This window comes from Pseudodesulfovibrio sp. 7M6 (assembly GCF_050058625.1).
GTDB lineage: Bacteria > Desulfobacterota > Desulfovibrionia > Desulfovibrionales > Desulfovibrionaceae > Pseudodesulfovibrio > Pseudodesulfovibrio salinus.
The window spans coordinates 3,605,882-3,623,290 of record NZ_CP188816.1 but is presented as its reverse complement, the minus strand read 5'-3'; the positions used below and the strand labels follow the sequence as shown (position 1 = coordinate 3,623,290).

Here is a 17,409-nt window from a genome sequence, read left to right as displayed (position 1 = left end):
GATTCTTTGCTCGTCACCGGGGCGATGGGCATGGCCCCCCAAGAGCGCTTTTTGGTTACTTTTGGGCGCTCTGGTCCAAAAGTAACTCGCACCTTTAGGGTGCGAAACACTCTAAAGTGAATCCCGCCGGAGGCGGCTCCACTTCTGCTTCTGCCTTTTGTCTTTTTATTCTGATTTGTCTTTTCTCCAGAAGCAGAGAGCCGGGTTTGAAGCCGTTCGGCTTCAAAGTCCCCTCCATGCCCTGCGCGGGCGGCGGTTCTTTTTTGCTGGGCCAAAAAAGAACGAAAAAAGGCCCTTGCGGGTAACTTGGCCGCCTGCGTGTTTCGCCGGAAGCATCCGATCCAAGCGGGACGGCTCCATCTCAGAAAAAGTATAGTCCCGTTTCTCCGCGAGCAGGTCGAGGCTGCGGCCATCCGTCCGGGTGGCTTACAGGAGCCGCCTTACCCGCTTGGTCGGCTGCTAACCGCCGAAACACAGGGCTGGTCTCGACCGAGTTAGTTGGAAGATGTTTTGGGACCGGAAGTTTTTCTTCAGGACCTTCTTGTGCGGATGTTCAGGTTTCTGCTTGCCTCAGTGGCGCATAGCCAAGCTACTTAGTGGAAGCCCTGTGGGGACGCGGCTTAGAAGCTGACCAAACGGCCGCAGCGAATCTTTGCAGCCCGGCGGTTTTCTGCTTCCCGCCTTGGGCCGCAGGAGCGCAGGCCGTTTGGATCAGATTCTTTGCCCGTCACCGGGGCGCTGGGCATGGCACCCCAAGAGCACTTTTTGGTTACTTTTGGGCGCTCTGGTCCAAAAGTAACTCGCACCTTTAGGGTGCGAAACCCTCTGTAGTGAATCCCGCCGGAGGCGGCTCCATTTCGGCCTTTCCGCCATTCTCTTCTGCTTCTCTCTTAATTCAACAGGACAGCTGAGTGCCTCTTTGCGAATGCCAACCTGTCAAAGGCGAAACCAGCCACATCATTGTCAGTTGTGGTCGTCAGTAGAACATACTGAATATACAGATGTTTTATGGTTACGGTTGATTAAAGATAGGCGCGCGGCAACCGCAAAGTGAAAGAGAGTGTGGTTTCCGGGCTTGCCCGGCAGAAACGGCCTGTGGCCTAATCCGTGTAGTGGTCCCTAATCTCCAGAATTTCATCCAGCGACTTGAGAAAAACGTCATACACTTGGGGGTCGAAATGGGTGCCCCGGCCTTCGGCCATGATTTCAAGGGCTTTCTCCAGCGAGAAGGCCTTCTTGTAGGGCCGCTTGCTGAGCAGGGCGTCGAATACATCGGCCACGGTGCAGATACGCCCCGCAATGGGGATATCTTCGCCCGACAGGCCGGAGGGATAGCCGGAACCGTCCCACTTTTCGTGGTGGGAGAGGGCGATGATCGCGCCCATGTTCACGTAGTCGGAATCGCCCGCGCCCAGAATCTCCGCGCCGATCTCGGTGTGGGTTTTCATGATCTCCCACTCGTCGGGATCGAGCTTGCCCGGCTTGAGCAGAATGTGATCAGGAATACCGATCTTGCCCAGATCGTGCATGGGGCTACTCCGGAGAATCAGCTCTACGTCTTCATCATCCAGGCCGAGGCCCTTTGCGATGATCGCGCAATAATTGCTCATGCGCTGAATGTGCGCCCCGGTTTCTTCGTCCTTGTATTCGGCTGCGGCGGCCAGATAAACGATGGTATCCTGGTGGGATTTCTTCATCCGCTTCAGGGCCTGGTGCAGCTCCATGGTGCGTTCCTCAACCATCTGGTTCAGTTCGCCTTCAAAGCGGAGCAGATCGTCCTGCTGTTCCTTGAGCCGCAGCATGGAGCGCACGCGCACGCGCAGCTCCACTGCATCCACCGGCTTGGTGATGAAGTCGTTGGCCCCGGCCTCCACGGCCTGGAGGCGGTCGTTCTTTTCGGAAAGCGTGGTCACCATGATGACCGGAATGTTTTGGACCTCGGTATTTTCCCGGATGGCGCGCACGAATTCAAAGCCGTTCATCTCCGGCATCATGACGTCGGAGAGGATGAGATCCAGTGACCGATCAAGCATCTCCATGGCGGTGATCGCGTTTTCGGCGCTGACCACTTCATATCCCATGAGGGTGAGGTGGCGCTTCAGCAACAGGAGGTTATGCGGCTCGTCGTCGACGATGAGAATCTTGGCTGCTTTGTTCATGGCATCTCCAAACCGGCGCAACTGTTTGCAGGAATGTTGAGGTGGAGAATCGTTCGATTTTCCTTGTCCGAAGTCTTCATGCGGACTTCGTATCCCATGGCGTCGGCCAGCAATTTTGCGGAATAGGTGCCCAGACCGGTTCCCGATCGTTTGCCGTAAGTCTTGTATTTTTGGAAAAAGGTCTGGCGAATGGGATGGGGAACCACGCCGGTGTTGGCAATGGATATATGACACCCCTCCGAGCAGTCAACCGTTACCAGGATTTCCTCGCCGTTGGGTGAGGCCTCTATGGCATTGGAGAGCAGGTTGGAGAGCAGGGAGTAAATGAGGCTTTCCTCGGATTGAATCCAGAACTGCTGTCTTTCGCCGACCGGCTTGCCGTCGAACGTAACAACAAGCGTTTGCCGCTTGGCACTGAGCTTGGACTTGAACTCCACCATAAGTTCCCGCAGGCAGGCCGCCAGATCGACCCGGGTGGGGTAATATTCGTACTGCCCGGTCTCCATCTTGAAGAAGTCCAGGGAGAGATCGATCATGCGCAGCATCTTGGTAGCCGCCCTGGTAATGGCCCGGGTCAGTTCCAGCTGGTCTTCGGTGAGGTTGCCCTCCATTTCGATAAGGGCGGGGAAGCCAATGATGGCGTTGAGCGGCGTCTTGAGGTCGTGGCGCATGATCCGGTCCACGTCGCCCTTGAGCTGTTCCAGCTCCTTTTTTTGGGAAATATCGTTCTGCACGCCCACATAATGGGTTATTTCGCCATGCCGGTCGTACACGGGGGAGATGCGGGCGGCCATCCAGAAGCGGGTGCCGTCCTTGCGCCGGTTGAGAATCTCGCCGGACCAGGACATGCCCCCGGAAATGGTCTTCCACAGGTCCTCGTAAAAAGCGGGTTCGTGCAGGCCGGACTTGAGGATCTTGGGATTGTGCCCCACGGCATCTTCATGGGAATAGCCCGTGAGATGGGTAAAGCTCGGATTGACGTAGATGATGTCACCCTTTTTGTCCGTAACGATGACCGAGGAAGAGGAATTCTTGATGGCTTTGGAAAGGACGAGCAGGTCCTGTTCCCGTCTGCGCCGCTGGGTAACATCCTCGGTAACGGCGACGAAGTGCGTCGGCGTGCCGTCCGGGCCGATGAGGGGGGAGATGGACGCCCGTTCCCAATACTCGGACCCGTCCTTGCGCCGGTTGCAGATTTCACCGCGCCATATCTTGCCGTTCAGCAGCCGTTTCCACATGCGGTGGTAGAATTTGTTGTCGTGCCGTCCGGACTTGAGGATGCGCGGGTTCCTGCCTATCACTTCCCCTCGTGAATAGCCCGTGAGCTTGGAAAAGTAGGGGTTCACATACTCGATCTTGCCCCGCTTGTCGGTGATGAGAATGGCGGTGGATGCCCGCTCTATGGCGTTGGAAAGCTTGGCTAGATCCTTGGTCCGTTCCTCCACCTGACTCTCCAGGTTTTCGGAATGGCGGCGGACCTTCTCGTACAGTCGGGCGTTCGCCAGTCCTGTCGCCACCACCGAGGCTACGGAACTGAGGAAGGACTCGCGCTTGGAGTAGTCTATTTTATCGCGGGAGCCGATGCCGATGACGCCGAACACCTCGTCGCCGGCCACAAGGGGGATGGCCGCATAGGAGCGGATGCCTGTATCGCGCCACTCCTGCCGCATGTAGCTGCGGCCTTTTTCTTCCGCCAGCGAGAACGCGGGGGAGCGGGTTTTCACAGCCAGTCCGCAAAGGGTTTCGTCGAGCCGTGACTGCTGTTCAAAGGGAGCCCTGTTGACCTGGATATTGGAGCGGATGCCCATATTGACGATGACGTCGTCCTTGAGCAGGTAGAGCAGCACGATGTCGCACTCGACAATCTGACGGAGATTGTCCAGCGCCGCGTCCACAGTCGCTTCCTGGGAAAGATTGGAGGCAACGGCACGGCCCAGGGTGTTTAGAACCGTCAGTTCCTCGTTCATTATGCGCAGGCGTTCGGAGAGTATGATCTGGTCGTGAATATCCACATGCGTGCCGATGATGCGGACGGGGTGGCCTTTCTCGTCCTGTTCCACGATGTGGCCCCGGGAAAGAATCCAGCGCCATGAGCCGTCGGCAGTCTTGACCCGGTACCGGAGCGAGAAGGGTTCGCCACGTTTCATGTGCCTGTTCATCATGTCCAGGACCTGGCTCAGGTCATCCGGATGGATCAGAAAACGCCAAGCATTGGCCTTGGTGCCGAATCCTGTCGGGGGGTAGCCCAACATGGTGAAATTGCGTGGCGAGAAGTATATGTCGTCGGTGAGGATATTCCATTCCCACACGCCGTCGTTGGATGCTTCGACAGTCAGTTCGTATCGGGAATCGCATATGTTTCCGAGTTCATGGCGCGATTCCAGCTCGCTGATCAGCTCATCCCTTGACATATCCTGCAAAGACTTCATTGATACCGCCTGATCGTTACGCTGCCCGGGCTTGTGAAATACGCCCGGACATCCGGGAAAAAATACGCATCGAACTCTCCTCCAATGCCTGAAGGGGATGTTTTCCTGTACTTTCCCGGTAGGTATGGTGGGCTCCACGCATGTCCACACCCATCATACCAGTTACTATATTTGTCTGCCCGAACCGCTTTTGCCTGTCAATGATTAGGTACCTCGTTAAAATTATTTATAAATATTGTGAATGAGTAGTCGAGGCCAAGCTGTTGGCGCTTTCTGTATGACAGGTGGAATCACTGTATCCTGCCCTGGTATCGGGCGCACCTTTTGGACGGATGCGGTTATTTTTGCCAAGGGCTGATTTCGAATTTCCATGATTGTATGCCTGAAGAATTCCGTCTTCGGAGCGTTGCAGATCTGCCGCATTTGTGCTTTGATTTAGTTGTTCCCCCCATTGTGTTTCGGGCCCGCTCGGGCGACCTTTGCAGCTTTTTCACCGAAGCCGCTTTTTCACATCTTTTTCCTCCGTCATTCTTTCCCCTTTTGCGTTGCGTCTCAAAACAGGACTTGAACGCTGTTTTGGTTTCGCAAGCCCCAACAGTCTGAAAAAGTACGACAGGAGCTCATTCAATAATGGCAGAATATATTGTGCTCACCGGAGGCCCCGGTTCTGGGAAAAGTACTGTCCTCGAAGGGCTGAAACAGCTCGGCCACAAGTGCTCGGAAGAAAAGGGACGAAAAATTATCCAACAAGAACTCAAGCAGTCTGGTCATGCTTTGCCATGGCAAGACAAACTGGCGTTCCGGGACAGGATGCTGGATGCGGAAATCCGGGCTTATGAATTTTTTCAACATTCTTCCGAGGTCGTTTTTTTCGATCGGGGAATTATAGACACGTATGGCTATTCACTCCTTGAAGGCCTCGAAGCTAGCGAGGCGCTCCTGTCCAGTTGTTCTTCACGATGTTATCACGGCGTGTTCATTTTCCCGCCCTGGAAGGACATTTTCACAAACGACGCAGAGCGGAGGCAGGACTTTGCCGAAGCGCAACGAACATATGTCGCAATGCGGCAGGCCTATGGCGATTTTGGATACACGCCAATCCTGGTTCCTTTGTTGCCCGTTGCCGAAAGAGTCCAGTTCATTCTGCGGGGATTAGGCCAAAATTTGGGATGACAACCCCGGCGTCGGTTCCGGTTCTTATCAGGAAAATTCCGATAGATGGGAGTCAACACTATGCGGGCCATCCGGCTAACGCGTTTTAATAGGCAAAGGGCGGTTCCCGGTTGATATCCAGAATGAAGGGGACGCCTTCAATGGCTGTTTCCTTTACCTGATCGGCGGTGATCACGTAGGTATCGCTTCGGGCAGTGGAAAACGCGCCCGTGACGTTGAAGGTCTGGCCGGGGAAGGGCGCGCCTCGGGTGAGGGTGCCGAGCACGCGGACCCAGGTGCCTTGCCGGTAGCCTGTGGGGTCATCCACTGCCACCAGCGCGACCACGCCCACGGCATCGGCAAAGCAGCAGTAGACGTAGAGCCGGACTACGGCGATGTAGCCCGCCTTGTCCAGCTCGGGAGAGCGCAGCACAGTCCCTTGCACGGCGTAGCGTTCGTTTTCCCTGGTCCAGCCGCCGTCTTCCCCGGCCAGCAGTTCGGCGAGGTTCAGGCGGGTGTAGGTCACACCGTCCACGGTGATGGCTGGCTGGGGCGGTGGGGCCTCGTCGTCGTAGGAACGGGTAAGGCTGCCGCCGGTGTAGCCGCCTCCGGGGGGTGGGGACGGCGGGGTAAAGGTGTCCGGGCCAAGCACGGCCATACCGGTGAGGCCCAGAAATATCGCTATGGAAAGGAGTTGGGCCACACGCCCTTTACAACCCGCGTGGAAGAGATGGGCTATTCCAAGCAGAACGAATATGGCCCCGGCGGTCAGGGTGAGCCAGGAATAGCGCGGGTTGAGCAGCTGCCAGTAGATGGACGAGCCGGAGAGCCAGACCATGAACGCGCCCATGCCGGTGAGCAGGAGGGCTTCGAGGAGGCGCAGGAGCGTGCCCACGTCAGAACCCTCCCATGGCCAGGGTCACCCCCACGGCATAGACCGCGACAATGGGCACCAGGACCAGGGCCAAAGCCACGCGGCGGCGAAATACAGCGAAAAAGAGGGGTATCAGTTTGAGGTCCACCATGGCCCCCACGGAGAGGAAGGCGACCTTGGCCATGACCGGGAAGGCGGTGAAGGACGCGGCCACAAAGGCGTCGGCCTCGGAGCAGATGGACAGGAGCACGGCCAGCAGCATGAGCCCGGCGATGGCCAGGGCCGGTGACCCGGTGAAGGCGGCCAGGATTTCCGGCGGCAAAAAGGTCTTGAAGGCTGCGGCCACGATGCCGCCAAAGACCAGGAACCGGGCCATGGAGAGGAATTCCGTGGCGGTGTGGCGCAATATGGCCAGCCACTTGTTGCCGTGGCTGTGGTGGCCGGAGCAGCCGCAGGCGCAGCCCGGGCCATGATCGTGATCGAGGGGCAGGTGCGCGGCTTCCGCCTCGTTGTATTTTTTGAGATCAGCGGGACGCTGGCGCAGAATGTCGGCGGCCGAGGCGTCACCCAGGGCCAGGCCGAGGGCCACGGCCGGGATGAGCACCAGGAGCAGGCGCAGGGCGGTGATTTTGAGGTCGCCCTGGAAGGCGAAGAGGGTGGAGGCAATGACCACCGGGTTCACCACGGGCGCGGCCATCATATAGGGAATGGCCGCGCGGGGCGGCACGTTCTTGAGCAGCAGCCGCCGGGCAACGGGCACGATGCCGCACTCGCAGGTGGGCAGGAGCATCCCGGCGAAAACGCCCACCGCCACTTGTCCCAAGCCGTTTTTCGGAATGAGCCGCAACAGGGCCTGCTCGGACACCAGCACCTCGATGAGCGCGCCGATGAGCGAGCCGAGCAGCAGGAACGGGGCGGCCTCCAGCACGATGGCCGAGGCGGTTGTGGCGAAGATGACGAGTTCCTGCATTGTGTTGCTATGCGGGGGAAAGGGTTGCGGGCATGGCCGGAAGCCTAGCCCAAACCGGCCCGGGCCACAACCACCGCCCGACTATGCCGCGTCCGTGGCGGTTTTGCCCAGCAGCTTCCGCAGCCGCACCTGGGCCGCATCCAGATACATGTAGTAGACCGGGGTGAAGTAGAGCGTCAGCAGCTGGGAGACCACGAGGCCGCCGACAACGGCCAGCCCGAGGGGACGGCGGGCCTCCGCGCCCGCGCCGAAACCGAGGGCGATGGGCAGGGTGCCCATGAGCGCGGCCATGGTGGTCATCATGATGGGCCGGAAACGGATGAGCGCACCCTCGCGGATGGCATCGGCCGCGGATATGTGCTTGTCCCGCTCGGCCTCCACCGCGAAGTCGATCATCATGATCGCGTTCTTCTTGACGATGCCTATGAGCATGATGATGCCCACGAATCCGTAGATGTTCAGGTCCTGGCCGAAGAGCATGAGGGTGGCCAGCGCGCCCACGCCCGCGCTGGGCAGGCCGGAAAGAATGGTCAGGGGGTGGATGAAGCTCTCGTAGAGCACGCCCAGCACCAGATAGATGACCAGGATGGCCATGACCAGCAGCAGCCACAGGCCGCGCATGGAGTCCTGGAAGGCCTGGGCCTCGCCCTGGAACCCGGTGCTGACCGAGGGGGGCACGACCTCGCGGGCCAGGGCCTCCACCTGGGTCACGGCCGAGCCCAGCGACGTGTCGGGTGGCAGGTTGAAGGAGATGGTGGCCGAGGGCAGCTGCCCCGAGTGGTTGATGGAGAGGGGACCAACGCCCAGCTCCCAGTTGGCCAAGGTCTCCAGCCGGACGAGTTTGCCTGAGCGGGAGCGCACCGAGAGCATGGCCAGCGCGGCCGGATTGGCCTGATAGCGCGGGGCCAGCTCCATGACCACGTCGTAGGTGTCTGTGGGCGCGTAGATGCTCGATACCTTGCGGTTGCCGAAGGAGGTGGAGAGGGCGTCCTCCACCTGGTAGGCGCTGACGCCCAGGGCGGACGCCTTGTCGCGGTCGATGTTGATGTTCAGTTCCGGGTTCTTGAATTCCATGTCCGAGGTCACGTCCTGCAGGGAGGGCAGCTCGGCCATGCGCTTTTCCATCTCGTTCGCCGCGCGGAAGAGCACGGCGGTGTCCGGGCTCTGGAGGGTGTATTGGTACTGCCCCTTGGAGCTGCGGCCGCCGATGCGGATGGCGGGCGGGTTGGAAAGATAGGCCCGCAACCCCGGCACCTGGGAAAGTTCCTTGCGCAGCCGTTGCAGGACCACGTCCGCGCTCTCGCGTTCGCCAAGCGGCTTCAGGGTGAGCATGAGCCGTCCGGAGTTGCTGCCCCGGTTCGGTCCGCCGCCGCCCACCACGGACATGTAGCCGTTCACGGCAGGGTCTTTTTCGGCTATGGCGGCCAGCCGCTTCTGGCGCTCGATCATGGTGTTGAAGGGCACGCCCTGTTCCGCTTCGCTTGTGGCCATGAGCCGCCCGGTATCCTCGCTGGGCAGAAATCCCTTGGGAATGTCCCTGAACAGGATCACGGTGAGCACGAGGATGATCAGGGAGGCGATCATGGTTAGCCGGTGGTGGCGGATGGTCAGGTCCAGTGTACGGGCGTAAAAGGCGCGCAGTGCTTCGAATCCGCGCTCGAAGGCGGCGGAGACGCGGCCCGGTTGCTTTTCCTCCTGCTTTTTGTCGCGCAGGATGAGGTGGCAGAGCATGGGCGTGAGGGTCAGGGAGACCAGCCCGGAGATGAGGATGGCCGCACAGATGGTTACCGCGAACTCGTGGAACAGCCTGCCCACGATGCCGCCCATGAAGAGCACGGGCAGAAACACGGCGGCCAGCGAAATGGTCATGGAGATGATGGTGAAGGCGATCTCGCGCGAGCCGTCCAGCACGGCCTCAAGCACGGTCTTGCCCATCTCGGCATGGCGGACGATGTTTTCCAGCATGACGATGGCGTCGTCCACCACGAAGCCCACGGACAGGGTGAGGGCCATGAGGGTGATGTTGTTTAGGCTGAACCCGCAGAGGTACATGACCGCAAAGGTGCCGATGACCGACATGGGCAGGGCGAGGCTGGGAATGACCGTGGCCGAGACCTTCCGCAGGAAGAGAAAGATGACCATGATGACCAGGCAGACGGTGAGCAGCAGGGTGAACTGCACGTCCTCCACCGATGCCTTGATGGACTCGGAGCGGTCATAAAGCACGTTGAGCTTGACCGCGGCTGGCAGCTGGGCCTGGAATGAGGGGAGCAGGGAGCGCACCGCGTCCACCACCTGCACGGTGTTGGTGCCGGGCTGGCGCTGGATGGCCAGGACCATGCCGGGCGTGCCGTTGTACCAGTTTCGGCGGCGGATCTGCTCCACGGAGTCGAACACGTCGGCCACGTCCGAGAGGCGCACGGGCGATCCGTTGCGCCAGGACACCACAAGGGGCTTGTAGTCCTCCGCATTCATCAGCTTGCCGTTGGAGCGGACGATATATTCGCGCACCGGCCCGGCCACGGTGCCCACCGGCAGGTTGACGTTGCCCGTGCGCACGGCCTCGGCCACCTCGTCCACGCCCATTTCCATGGAGGCGAGCCGTTCGGGGTCGAGCTGGATGCGCACCGCGTACTTCTGGGAGCCGTAGACCATGACCTGGGCCACTCCGTTGACCATGGAGATGCGCTGGGCCATGAAATTTTCGGCGTACTCGTTGACGTCCGAGAGGCGCATGGTGGGCGAGGAGAGGGCGAGGTAGAGGATGGGCGAGTCCGCCGGATTGACCTTGCGGAAGCTTGGGGTGGAGGTCATGTCGTCCGGCAGCTTGCGCAGGGCCGTGGTGATGGCGGACTGCACGTCCAGCGCGGCATCATCGATGTTGCGTTCCAGGTTGAACTGGAGGGTGATGCGGGTGGTGCCGAGGTTGCTGATGGAGGTCATGGAGTCCAGCCCGGCGATGGTGGAGAACTGCTTTTCCAGCGGGGTGGCCACGGAGGAGGCCATGGTTTCCGGGTTGGCGCCCGAGAGCTGGGCCTGGACCTCGATGGTCGGGAAATCCACGCTGGGCAGGGCGGAAACCGGCAGACGCAGGTAGGCCATGACGCCGAACACAAGGATGGCGGCCATGAGCAGGGTGGTCATGACCGGGCGGCGAACAAACAGGGCGGACGGGTTCATTGGGCCTTGCCTGCGGTCTTGGATGCGGCTGTTCCGGCCTGGGCGGAACCTCCCTGCGTACTCTGTCTGATGCTCACCCTGGCCCCGGGGCTCAGGCCGAGCTGGCCGTCCAGAACCACGAATTCATTCTGCTCCAGGCCCTCGGTTATCACCGTACGCAGCCCGACGATGTGGGCGGTCTTGACGTTTCGCGGCCGAACCGTGCCGCCCTTGCCGTCCGGGTCGGGCGCGACCACATAGACATAGGAACCCTCCAACCCCTGAAGCACGGCCCTGGTGGGAACCAGGAGCGCATCCTTGATGACGCGCAGGATAAGGCGGACCCGGGCGAACTGGCCGGGCCAGAAACGGTCGTCGTCGTTGGGATAGGTGGCTACCAGCCGGATGGTGCCGGTGGCGGTGTCCACGGCGTTGTCCACGGCGGAGATGGCGGCCACGGCTTTGGCATCCGTGCCTGGGGGCGAAATCTCCACGTGCAGGGGGCTCTTTGCCTGCTGGACCATAACCTCGCCCAAGTAGCGCTCGGGCAGGGAAAAGCTGATGTTGATGGGCCTGATCTGATTGATGACGCAGAGAGTGCGGTCATCGTTGGCCTTGATGACGTTGCCCACGTTGACCTGGACGATGCCCACCCGACCGGAGATGGGGGCGGTGATCATCGCGTATTCGCGGTCCAGCTGTGCCCGTTCCAGGGTGGCCTCGTTGAGGCGGATGGTGTTTTCCAGCGAGGTGGATTCGGCATACGTGTTGTCGTACTGCTCCTGGGCCACCACGTTGAGCTGGCGGAGCTTGGAGGAGCGCTTGAGGTCCTGGCGCGCCTTGGTCAGGTGGGCGCGGTCCCGTTCCAGCTTTGCCTGGGCTTCCTTGATGGCCAGGTCAAAGGGGCGGGAATCGATGCGGAAGAGCAGGTCGCCCTGCTTAACTTCCTGGCCGTTCTGCACCAGCTGCTCCACAATACCCCCGCCCACACGGGGTTTGATTTCCACTGTGGCCAGAGGGGTGACGTTGCCCACGGCAGAGAGTTCATAGGGCACGTCCTCGCGCTGGACCTTGGCCACGGTCACCGGGACGATGCGTTCCTTTTTCGCCTTGGTCTTTTCGCCGCCGCAGGCGGAAAGCAGGAGAAGGGCAAGCATAATGATGGCCGCCGGGAGGCTGGCCCTGTTGGGGAAGAGTGGGATCATGGGCGGGTCCTGCGCCGGAAGGGCGGGAGGAAGGTGACGGCGGGAGCGTCACAGAGCGGGCCGTGGGGGCCGGAATCGGCCGGGTGCCGATATCGACTCGCTATCCGGGGCATGGGCCCTCCTCAAAGAAACCGTGCTCCTCCTGCGGGAGGACGCGGCCGTTTTATCCATTGGTGATGACGCAAGGTCCGCCTGGAAAAATCTGACCGATAGTCCCGGAAAGGTATATGGCTGTCAAGCAAAGTCGGTATGAAACCGGATACACGGGGTCAGGGCAGGGGCTTTCCCTTTCCCCGGCGTTCGCTGATGCGGCTGATGCGCTGGGCCACCATGGGGCTGAGGAGGATGACGGCAAAGAGCCGGATGGTTTGCAGGCACAGGACAAAGGGGATGTCGCACCGGCTGCTCAGGGCGATGGCTATGATCGTGTCCAGTCCGCCGGGGCTGGTGGCGAGGTAGGCGGTCAGCCAGTCCGTCCCGGCCCAGGCGTGGAGCATCCAGGCCGCACAGCAGCAAAGCAGAATCAGCCCGATAACCCCCACCAGTACTTGGGGAACCACACGGACGGCGTAGCGAACTATGGGGGTGGTGAAGCGCAGGCCGATGTACCAGCCGAGCACGAAATAGGTGCAGACCACCAGCCAGTTGGGCAGGGTCAGCTCGACTACCCCCGTGGAATTGAGGAGCAGGCCGATGCCCATGGGCACCAGCAGGGGGGCGGAGGGGAAGGAAAGGCGCGAGGCAATGGCCGCGCCGCCCGCCACGAGCGCCACGGTCTCCAATAAGGGCACGACCGGGGCGGACAGCCCTATGTCCCACTGCGGACCTGTGACGGCGACACCGCTCTGCCCCAGCAGCAGGTGGGATACGCCGGACGCGGTGAGCACCACGACAAAGAGCCGTAGATACTGCATGAAGGCGACCATGCGGATATCCGCGCCGTGCGCCTCGGCCAGGGCGGTCATGACCGTTGCGCCGCCCGGGGATGACCCCCAGGCCGCTGTGGAACCGGGCAGGGTGCCCCTAAGCATGAGCAGAAAGCCCATCAGCGACCCGGACAGGAAGATGGTTGCGATGGCCAGGGCCAAGACCGGCCAGTCTTCGAGAAAGATGTGAAAAACGGAAGGGGTAACGGACCGGGCCACCAGGGTGCCGAGCACGGCCTGGGCCAGGACAAAAGCCCACCGGGGCACGGCAAGGGCCTCACCTCGCAGGGCGAAGAAGACACCGGCGATCATCGGTCCCAGCAGGGCGGCGGCCGGCAGCCCGACCCAGTGGATTAACGCGGAGAGCAGGCCCGAAGCCAGAGTGAGGAGGGCCCACGGGCCGACTCGGGTGGAGAAATTTTTCATGCGGTGATTCCTGTCCATCTTGGCGGCGGTGGCGGCACCCTACGAGTCTTGGCCGAGAATGTACAGTCCGCAGCACCGTCGATTCGTTTTTGCACACGGTCAGGTCAAATGAGTCACGATTGTTCAACTATCCGTGACAAAGTTGTCAGTAGCCCTCCATCCCAATAGATTTTGCGACTTCGGGGAGCCGCCCGCATCGATGCGTTCGCCTGCCCGATCCTGCGTACCAGCGCAGGTAGCAATCACCTCGACGCGCGCCACGGGGACCCGCAGCCCCGGGTCTTCGCCGGACGCGCCCAACCCGTTGCAAGGGAGAACCCGGATGATGACCCGCAGAGATATGCTCAGGTTGAGTGCCAAGACCCTGGCCTTGTTTCCCTTTTTGCCCATGGCGACCGCCCGTGCCGCATCGCTGGAGCGCCTCGCCCTGGCCGGACCGCCCGCGCCCCTGAGCCTGCCCTTGGCCCGGCTGGCCCAAGAACCCGGCGTCACGGCCAAGGTGGCCCAACTGGAGATGAAGCAGTGGCGCAACCCGGACATCATGCGCTCCTGGGTCGTTTCCGGCGAGGTCCAGGTGGCGGCCACCCCGGCCAATGCAGCGGCCATCATGTACAACAAGGGCGTACCCGTACGACTTATGGATGTGAACAACGGCGGCATTCTCAGCCTGATCACCGCCGACCCGTCCATCAAATCCTTCACCGACATCAAGGGCAAGGCCGTCCTGCTCTTTTTCCGTGGCGACATCCCGGACATGATTACCCGCTACCTCGCATCCAAGCAGGGAATCGACCCGGACAAGGACGTTACGCTTTCCTATGTGGATTCTCCCTTTGAGGCCCTGCAAATGCTGCTTTCGGGACGCGCCTCCACCGTCCTGCTGCCGGAACCGGCGGCTACTGCGGCCGAGATGAAAGGCAAGATGGCAGGCAAGCAGCTCACCCGCATAGAATATCAGGGCGAATGGGAAAAGGTGAGTGGTTCCAAATTGTTCCTTCCACTGGGTGGGACCATGTGCCAGGCCTCCCTGGCCGACGAGCATCCGGATGTGGAGCAGGCGGTTCAGGGAGGCATCGGCGAAGCCATCGAGTGGATCAACAGCCACCCCGCCGATGCGGCCAAGGCCTTTGCGGGAATGTTCGGGCTCAAGGCCCCGGTGATGCAGAAGTCCCTGGAGCGGTTCCCCATCCGCCGCCAGACTGCCCGGGCGGCGCGCAAGGATTTGGAGTTCTACTACAAGGCGTTGATGGAGATGTCCCCCAAGCTCACCGGCGGCAAGCTGCCCGACGACGCCTTCTATCTGGCGTAAAAAGGTACCGTGAGACGGGAAGAAAACGGTATAGCTCGTATTCTGTATGACAGTCGGTATCCCGTACTCGGGATAGCCCTGTTCCTGGCCGTATGGTGGCTGGGGAGCGTCTGGTACGGGCCATTCATCCTGCCTTCTCCCCAGGAGGCTGGCGAGGCCTTGGTGCGCCTGTTCCGCGAAGGGGTGGTAGCCCGCGCGGCGTGGCTGACTGCGGTCCGCGCCCTTTGCGGGTTTGGGCTGGCCGTTTTGTTCGGCAGTTCGGTGGGCATTCTGGCCGGGTTGCATCCGGCTCTGGCCCGGACACTCCAGCCCGTGGTCTCCATGCTCCTCGGCATTCCGCCCATCGCCTGGATCGTCCTGGCCATGCTCTGGTTCGGCACCACCGGGCTGACGCCGGTCTTCACCGTGGTGGTCACGGCCCTGCCGGTCTGCTTTGCCGTGGCCGTGGAAGGAGCGCGCACCCGGGACCGGGGGCTGGAGGACATGGCCCGATCCTTTGGCACGCCGCGCATCATGCTGCTTATGGACGTGCATTTGCCGCACATCCTTTCCTATCTCTTCCCCGGCTGGGTCACGGCCCTGAGTCTCTCCTGGAAGGTGGCGGTCATGGCCGAACTACTCGCGTCCACCAACGGCATCGGCGCGAATCTGGCGCTGGCGCGTATCAATCTGGACATGGCCGAGGTCCTGGCCTGGATCATCGTCCTGCTGGTCCTGCTCCTGGCCGTGGAGTTGCTGGTCCTCAATCCGCTCAAGCGGCGGCTGGAACCCTGGCGCGCCCGTATCGCGCCCAACGGGTAGGCCTGGTCATGCTGCACTGGCGCAATGTCTCCCTTTCCTACGGTGCCGGACCGGTACTGGCCGGGGTGAGCCTCGCGGTCCGTCCAGGCGAGGTGCTTTGCCTTGCCGGTCGCTCCGGGTGCGGCAAGACCTCGCTGATGAACATGGCGGCAGGGTTGCTTTCGCCACAGGCCGGGCAGGTGGACAATACGTTCGGGCGCACGGCCTGCGTGTTTCAGGAGCCCCGCCTGCTCCCATGGCGACGGGTGCTGGACAACATCGCCTACGGCCTCAAGGCGCTGGGCCGGGGCAGGCGGGAGCGACTTGCCGAGGCCCGGTCATTGGCCACCCGTATGGGGCTGCGGCCCGATGATCTGGACAAGTATCCCCATGAACTGAGCGGCGGTATGCGTCAGCGGGTCTCGCTGGCCCGTGCTCTGGCCGTGCAGCCGGATTTGCTTTTGTTGGACGAGCCGTTCACCGGCCTGGACGTGGGGCTGCGTCGCGAGTTGCAGAACCTGGTTCGTTCCCTCATCGAGGAGCGGGGGCTGGCCGCCGTGTTCGTCACCCACGATCTGGCCGAGGCGGTGCGCATGAGCCTCCGTATCGCGGTCTTTTCCCCGTCGCCGGGGCGCGTGGTGCATGAGCGGACCGTGGACGCACCGTTTGCGGCCCGGGATTCCACCTTCATCCGGGAGACCGTGGCCGACCTGCTCGCGGTCCCGCAGGTGGGCGAAGCCCTGGGGAGCCATGGCGAGCGGGCCGAACCCGCTCCGGCTCGTCTTTCCGAATTTTCCAATTTATTCTCGAAACAGGGCCGGGTCTGTTCCCGGCGCATAGCGAAGAAGGAGGTCCGCATGGTGGAGTTCAAGCCTGTCAGTATGCCGGAAACCCGGCTGATAACGGATATGGCCGGGCGCAAGGTCGCGGTCAAGGCGCAGGTGGACGGCGTGTTCGGCTACAATCCCATGGTCACGGCCTTGATGTTCGCCCTGGCCCCGGACAAGATCGCTGGGCTGGGAATGCCCCCCATGCCGCCGGAGCGGATGGTGGCGGATCAGGATTACCTTTCCCTGCCCGTGCTGGGCGTCATGGGCGGCGACTTCGGCGGTGGCAAACACACCTTTGATCCCGAGGCCGTGCGCCGGGCCGGGACCGATCTGGTGATCTCGCTCACTCTGGCCGCGCTGGATACCGTGGAGGTGGCCCAGGCGGACCGGCTCCAGGCCGAGCTGGGGCTGCCCGTACTGGTCTATGACGGCGGGCTGGAGCGCACGGGCGATGTCCTGCGCCGCGTGGGTGATTTGGTGGGGGCTAAGGACCGGGGCAATCTCCTGGCAGACTATTTTGAGGACAAGTATTTTCACATCCAGAAGACCGTGGCCCAGATTCCGCGCGGAGAGCGGCGTACGGTCTACTATGCCCAGTCACCTACAGGACTGCTCACCGAGCCGAGAAAATCCCGTCATGGCGAAATTATCGAACATGCCGGGGGTATCAATGCGGCCGAGGTTTTCGAGCAGCGGGGCTGCGGCCGCACTCCGGTGGCGGCGGATGATCTGGCCCGCTGGAATCCGGACGTGATCATCATGATCTCGGAAGAGGGCAAGTCGCCACAGCGGTTGTATAATCGGGTGAAAACCGACCCGTTCTGGTCCGGGCTGAAGGCCGTGCGAAGCGGCGACGTCTACGAACCCCCTGCCGCCATGTACCACTGGTTCGACCGGCCGCCGTCGGTCAACCGGATCATGGGGTTGATCTGGCTCTCGAATCTGCTCTATCCCGAATGGTTCGACTGGGACATCGTGCGCGAGACAAGGGAATTCTACGCCCTGTTCTATCGCATGGCCTTGGGCCCCCGGCAGGTGGAAACCCTCCTCGGCCCCAGCCTGACCCGACGAGCAAACTAAAAAAGGAGGGACCATGTCCCTCCTTATCAAGAAAACCCCTTCGCCGCAGGCGAGAACGGAATTCTCAAGGGCCCCAGCCCTTGAGCCGCCGGAGGCGACATCCCCCGACC

Annotated in this window: 11 protein-coding genes; 4 read left to right on the top strand and 7 right to left on the bottom strand. The window is 61.6% G+C overall.

Annotation, left to right across the window (positions count from 1 at the left end):
• Positions 1-1,100 precede the first annotated feature (1,100 nt).
• Positions 1,101-2,159 carry an HD domain-containing phosphohydrolase gene (locus tag ACI0FG_RS16915; RefSeq protein WP_419786183.1) on the bottom strand — a complete coding sequence of 353 codons (1,059 nt, stop codon included), beginning with the start codon at positions 2,157-2,159 and terminating at the stop codon, positions 1,101-1,103.
• Positions 2,156-4,588 (bottom strand): PAS domain S-box protein, encoded by a 2,433-nt coding sequence (locus tag ACI0FG_RS16910; RefSeq protein ID WP_419786182.1) that lies wholly within the window; start codon positions 4,586-4,588, stop codon positions 2,156-2,158. Before ACI0FG_RS16910 ends, ACI0FG_RS16915 begins: the two co-directional genes overlap by 4 nt.
• A gap of 630 nt (positions 4,589-5,218) precedes the next feature.
• Between ACI0FG_RS16910 and ACI0FG_RS16905 the strand changes: the two genes are divergently transcribed.
• A complete protein-coding gene (locus ACI0FG_RS16905; protein WP_419786181.1) occupies positions 5,219-5,761 on the top strand; it encodes an AAA family ATPase in 543 nt (180 codons plus the stop codon).
• 85 nt (positions 5,762-5,846) lie between these two features.
• On the opposite strand, the gene ACI0FG_RS16900 is transcribed toward ACI0FG_RS16905, so the two are convergent.
• The 5 genes from ACI0FG_RS16900 to ACI0FG_RS16880 all read right to left on the bottom strand — a co-directional run bounded on the left by ACI0FG_RS16900 (position 5,847) and on the right by ACI0FG_RS16880 (position 13,300).
• On the bottom strand, positions 5,847-6,635 hold the full coding sequence (locus ACI0FG_RS16900; RefSeq protein WP_419786180.1) for a hypothetical protein: 789 nt from the start codon (positions 6,633-6,635) through the stop codon (positions 5,847-5,849).
• Between the two features lies 1 nt (position 6,636).
• Positions 6,637-7,584, bottom strand: a complete 948-nt coding sequence (locus tag ACI0FG_RS16895) for a permease (protein WP_419786179.1) — start codon at positions 7,582-7,584, stop codon at positions 6,637-6,639.
• A gap of 81 nt (positions 7,585-7,665) precedes the next feature.
• Positions 7,666-10,764, bottom strand: a complete 3,099-nt coding sequence (locus ACI0FG_RS16890; protein ID WP_419786178.1) for an efflux RND transporter permease subunit — start codon at positions 10,762-10,764, stop codon at positions 7,666-7,668.
• Positions 10,761-11,948, bottom strand: coding sequence for an efflux RND transporter periplasmic adaptor subunit (locus ACI0FG_RS16885; RefSeq protein ID WP_419786177.1), 1,188 nt, complete (start codon positions 11,946-11,948; stop codon positions 10,761-10,763). Before ACI0FG_RS16885 ends, ACI0FG_RS16890 begins: the two co-directional genes overlap by 4 nt.
• Before the next feature lie 269 nt (positions 11,949-12,217).
• Positions 12,218-13,300, bottom strand: a complete 1,083-nt coding sequence (locus tag ACI0FG_RS16880; RefSeq protein WP_419786176.1) for an AbrB family transcriptional regulator — start codon at positions 13,298-13,300, stop codon at positions 12,218-12,220.
• A gap of 322 nt (positions 13,301-13,622) precedes the next feature.
• On the opposite strand from ACI0FG_RS16880, the gene ACI0FG_RS16875 reads away from it, so the two are divergent.
• From ACI0FG_RS16875 to ACI0FG_RS16865, 3 genes are read left to right on the top strand one after another with little or no spacing between them, the layout of a single operon-like run.
• Positions 13,623-14,609: an ABC transporter substrate-binding protein gene (locus ACI0FG_RS16875; RefSeq protein WP_419786175.1), complete on the top strand. Its 987-nt coding sequence runs from the start codon at positions 13,623-13,625 to the stop codon at positions 14,607-14,609.
• Between the two features lie 9 nt (positions 14,610-14,618).
• Positions 14,619-15,410: an ABC transporter permease gene (locus ACI0FG_RS16870; RefSeq protein WP_419786174.1), complete on the top strand. Its 792-nt coding sequence runs from the start codon at positions 14,619-14,621 to the stop codon at positions 15,408-15,410.
• Positions 15,411-15,418: 8 nt separating this feature from the next.
• Positions 15,419-17,299, top strand: a complete 1,881-nt coding sequence (locus ACI0FG_RS16865) for an ATP-binding cassette domain-containing protein (protein ID WP_419786173.1) — start codon at positions 15,419-15,421, stop codon at positions 17,297-17,299.
• The last annotated feature ends 110 nt before the right edge of the window (positions 17,300-17,409 follow it).

Coding starts and splice junctions, on each gene's coding strand:
- ACI0FG_RS16915 (WP_419786183.1), bottom strand. CDS start 2,159: ATGAACAAAGCAGCCAAGATTCTCATCGTCGACGACGAGCCGCATAAC.
- ACI0FG_RS16910 (WP_419786182.1), bottom strand. CDS start 4,588: ATGAAGTCTTTGCAGGATATGTCAAGGGATGAGCTGATCAGCGAGCTG.
- ACI0FG_RS16905 (WP_419786181.1), top strand. CDS start 5,219: ATGGCAGAATATATTGTGCTCACCGGAGGCCCCGGTTCTGGGAAAAGT.
- ACI0FG_RS16895 (WP_419786179.1), bottom strand. CDS start 7,584: ATGCAGGAACTCGTCATCTTCGCCACAACCGCCTCGGCCATCGTGCTG.
- ACI0FG_RS16890 (WP_419786178.1), bottom strand. CDS start 10,764: ATGAACCCGTCCGCCCTGTTTGTTCGCCGCCCGGTCATGACCACCCTG.
- ACI0FG_RS16885 (WP_419786177.1), bottom strand. CDS start 11,948: ATGATCCCACTCTTCCCCAACAGGGCCAGCCTCCCGGCGGCCATCATT.
- ACI0FG_RS16880 (WP_419786176.1), bottom strand. CDS start 13,300: ATGAAAAATTTCTCCACCCGAGTCGGCCCGTGGGCCCTCCTCACTCTG.
- ACI0FG_RS16875 (WP_419786175.1), top strand. CDS start 13,623: ATGATGACCCGCAGAGATATGCTCAGGTTGAGTGCCAAGACCCTGGCC.
- ACI0FG_RS16865 (WP_419786173.1), top strand. CDS start 15,419: ATGCTGCACTGGCGCAATGTCTCCCTTTCCTACGGTGCCGGACCGGTA.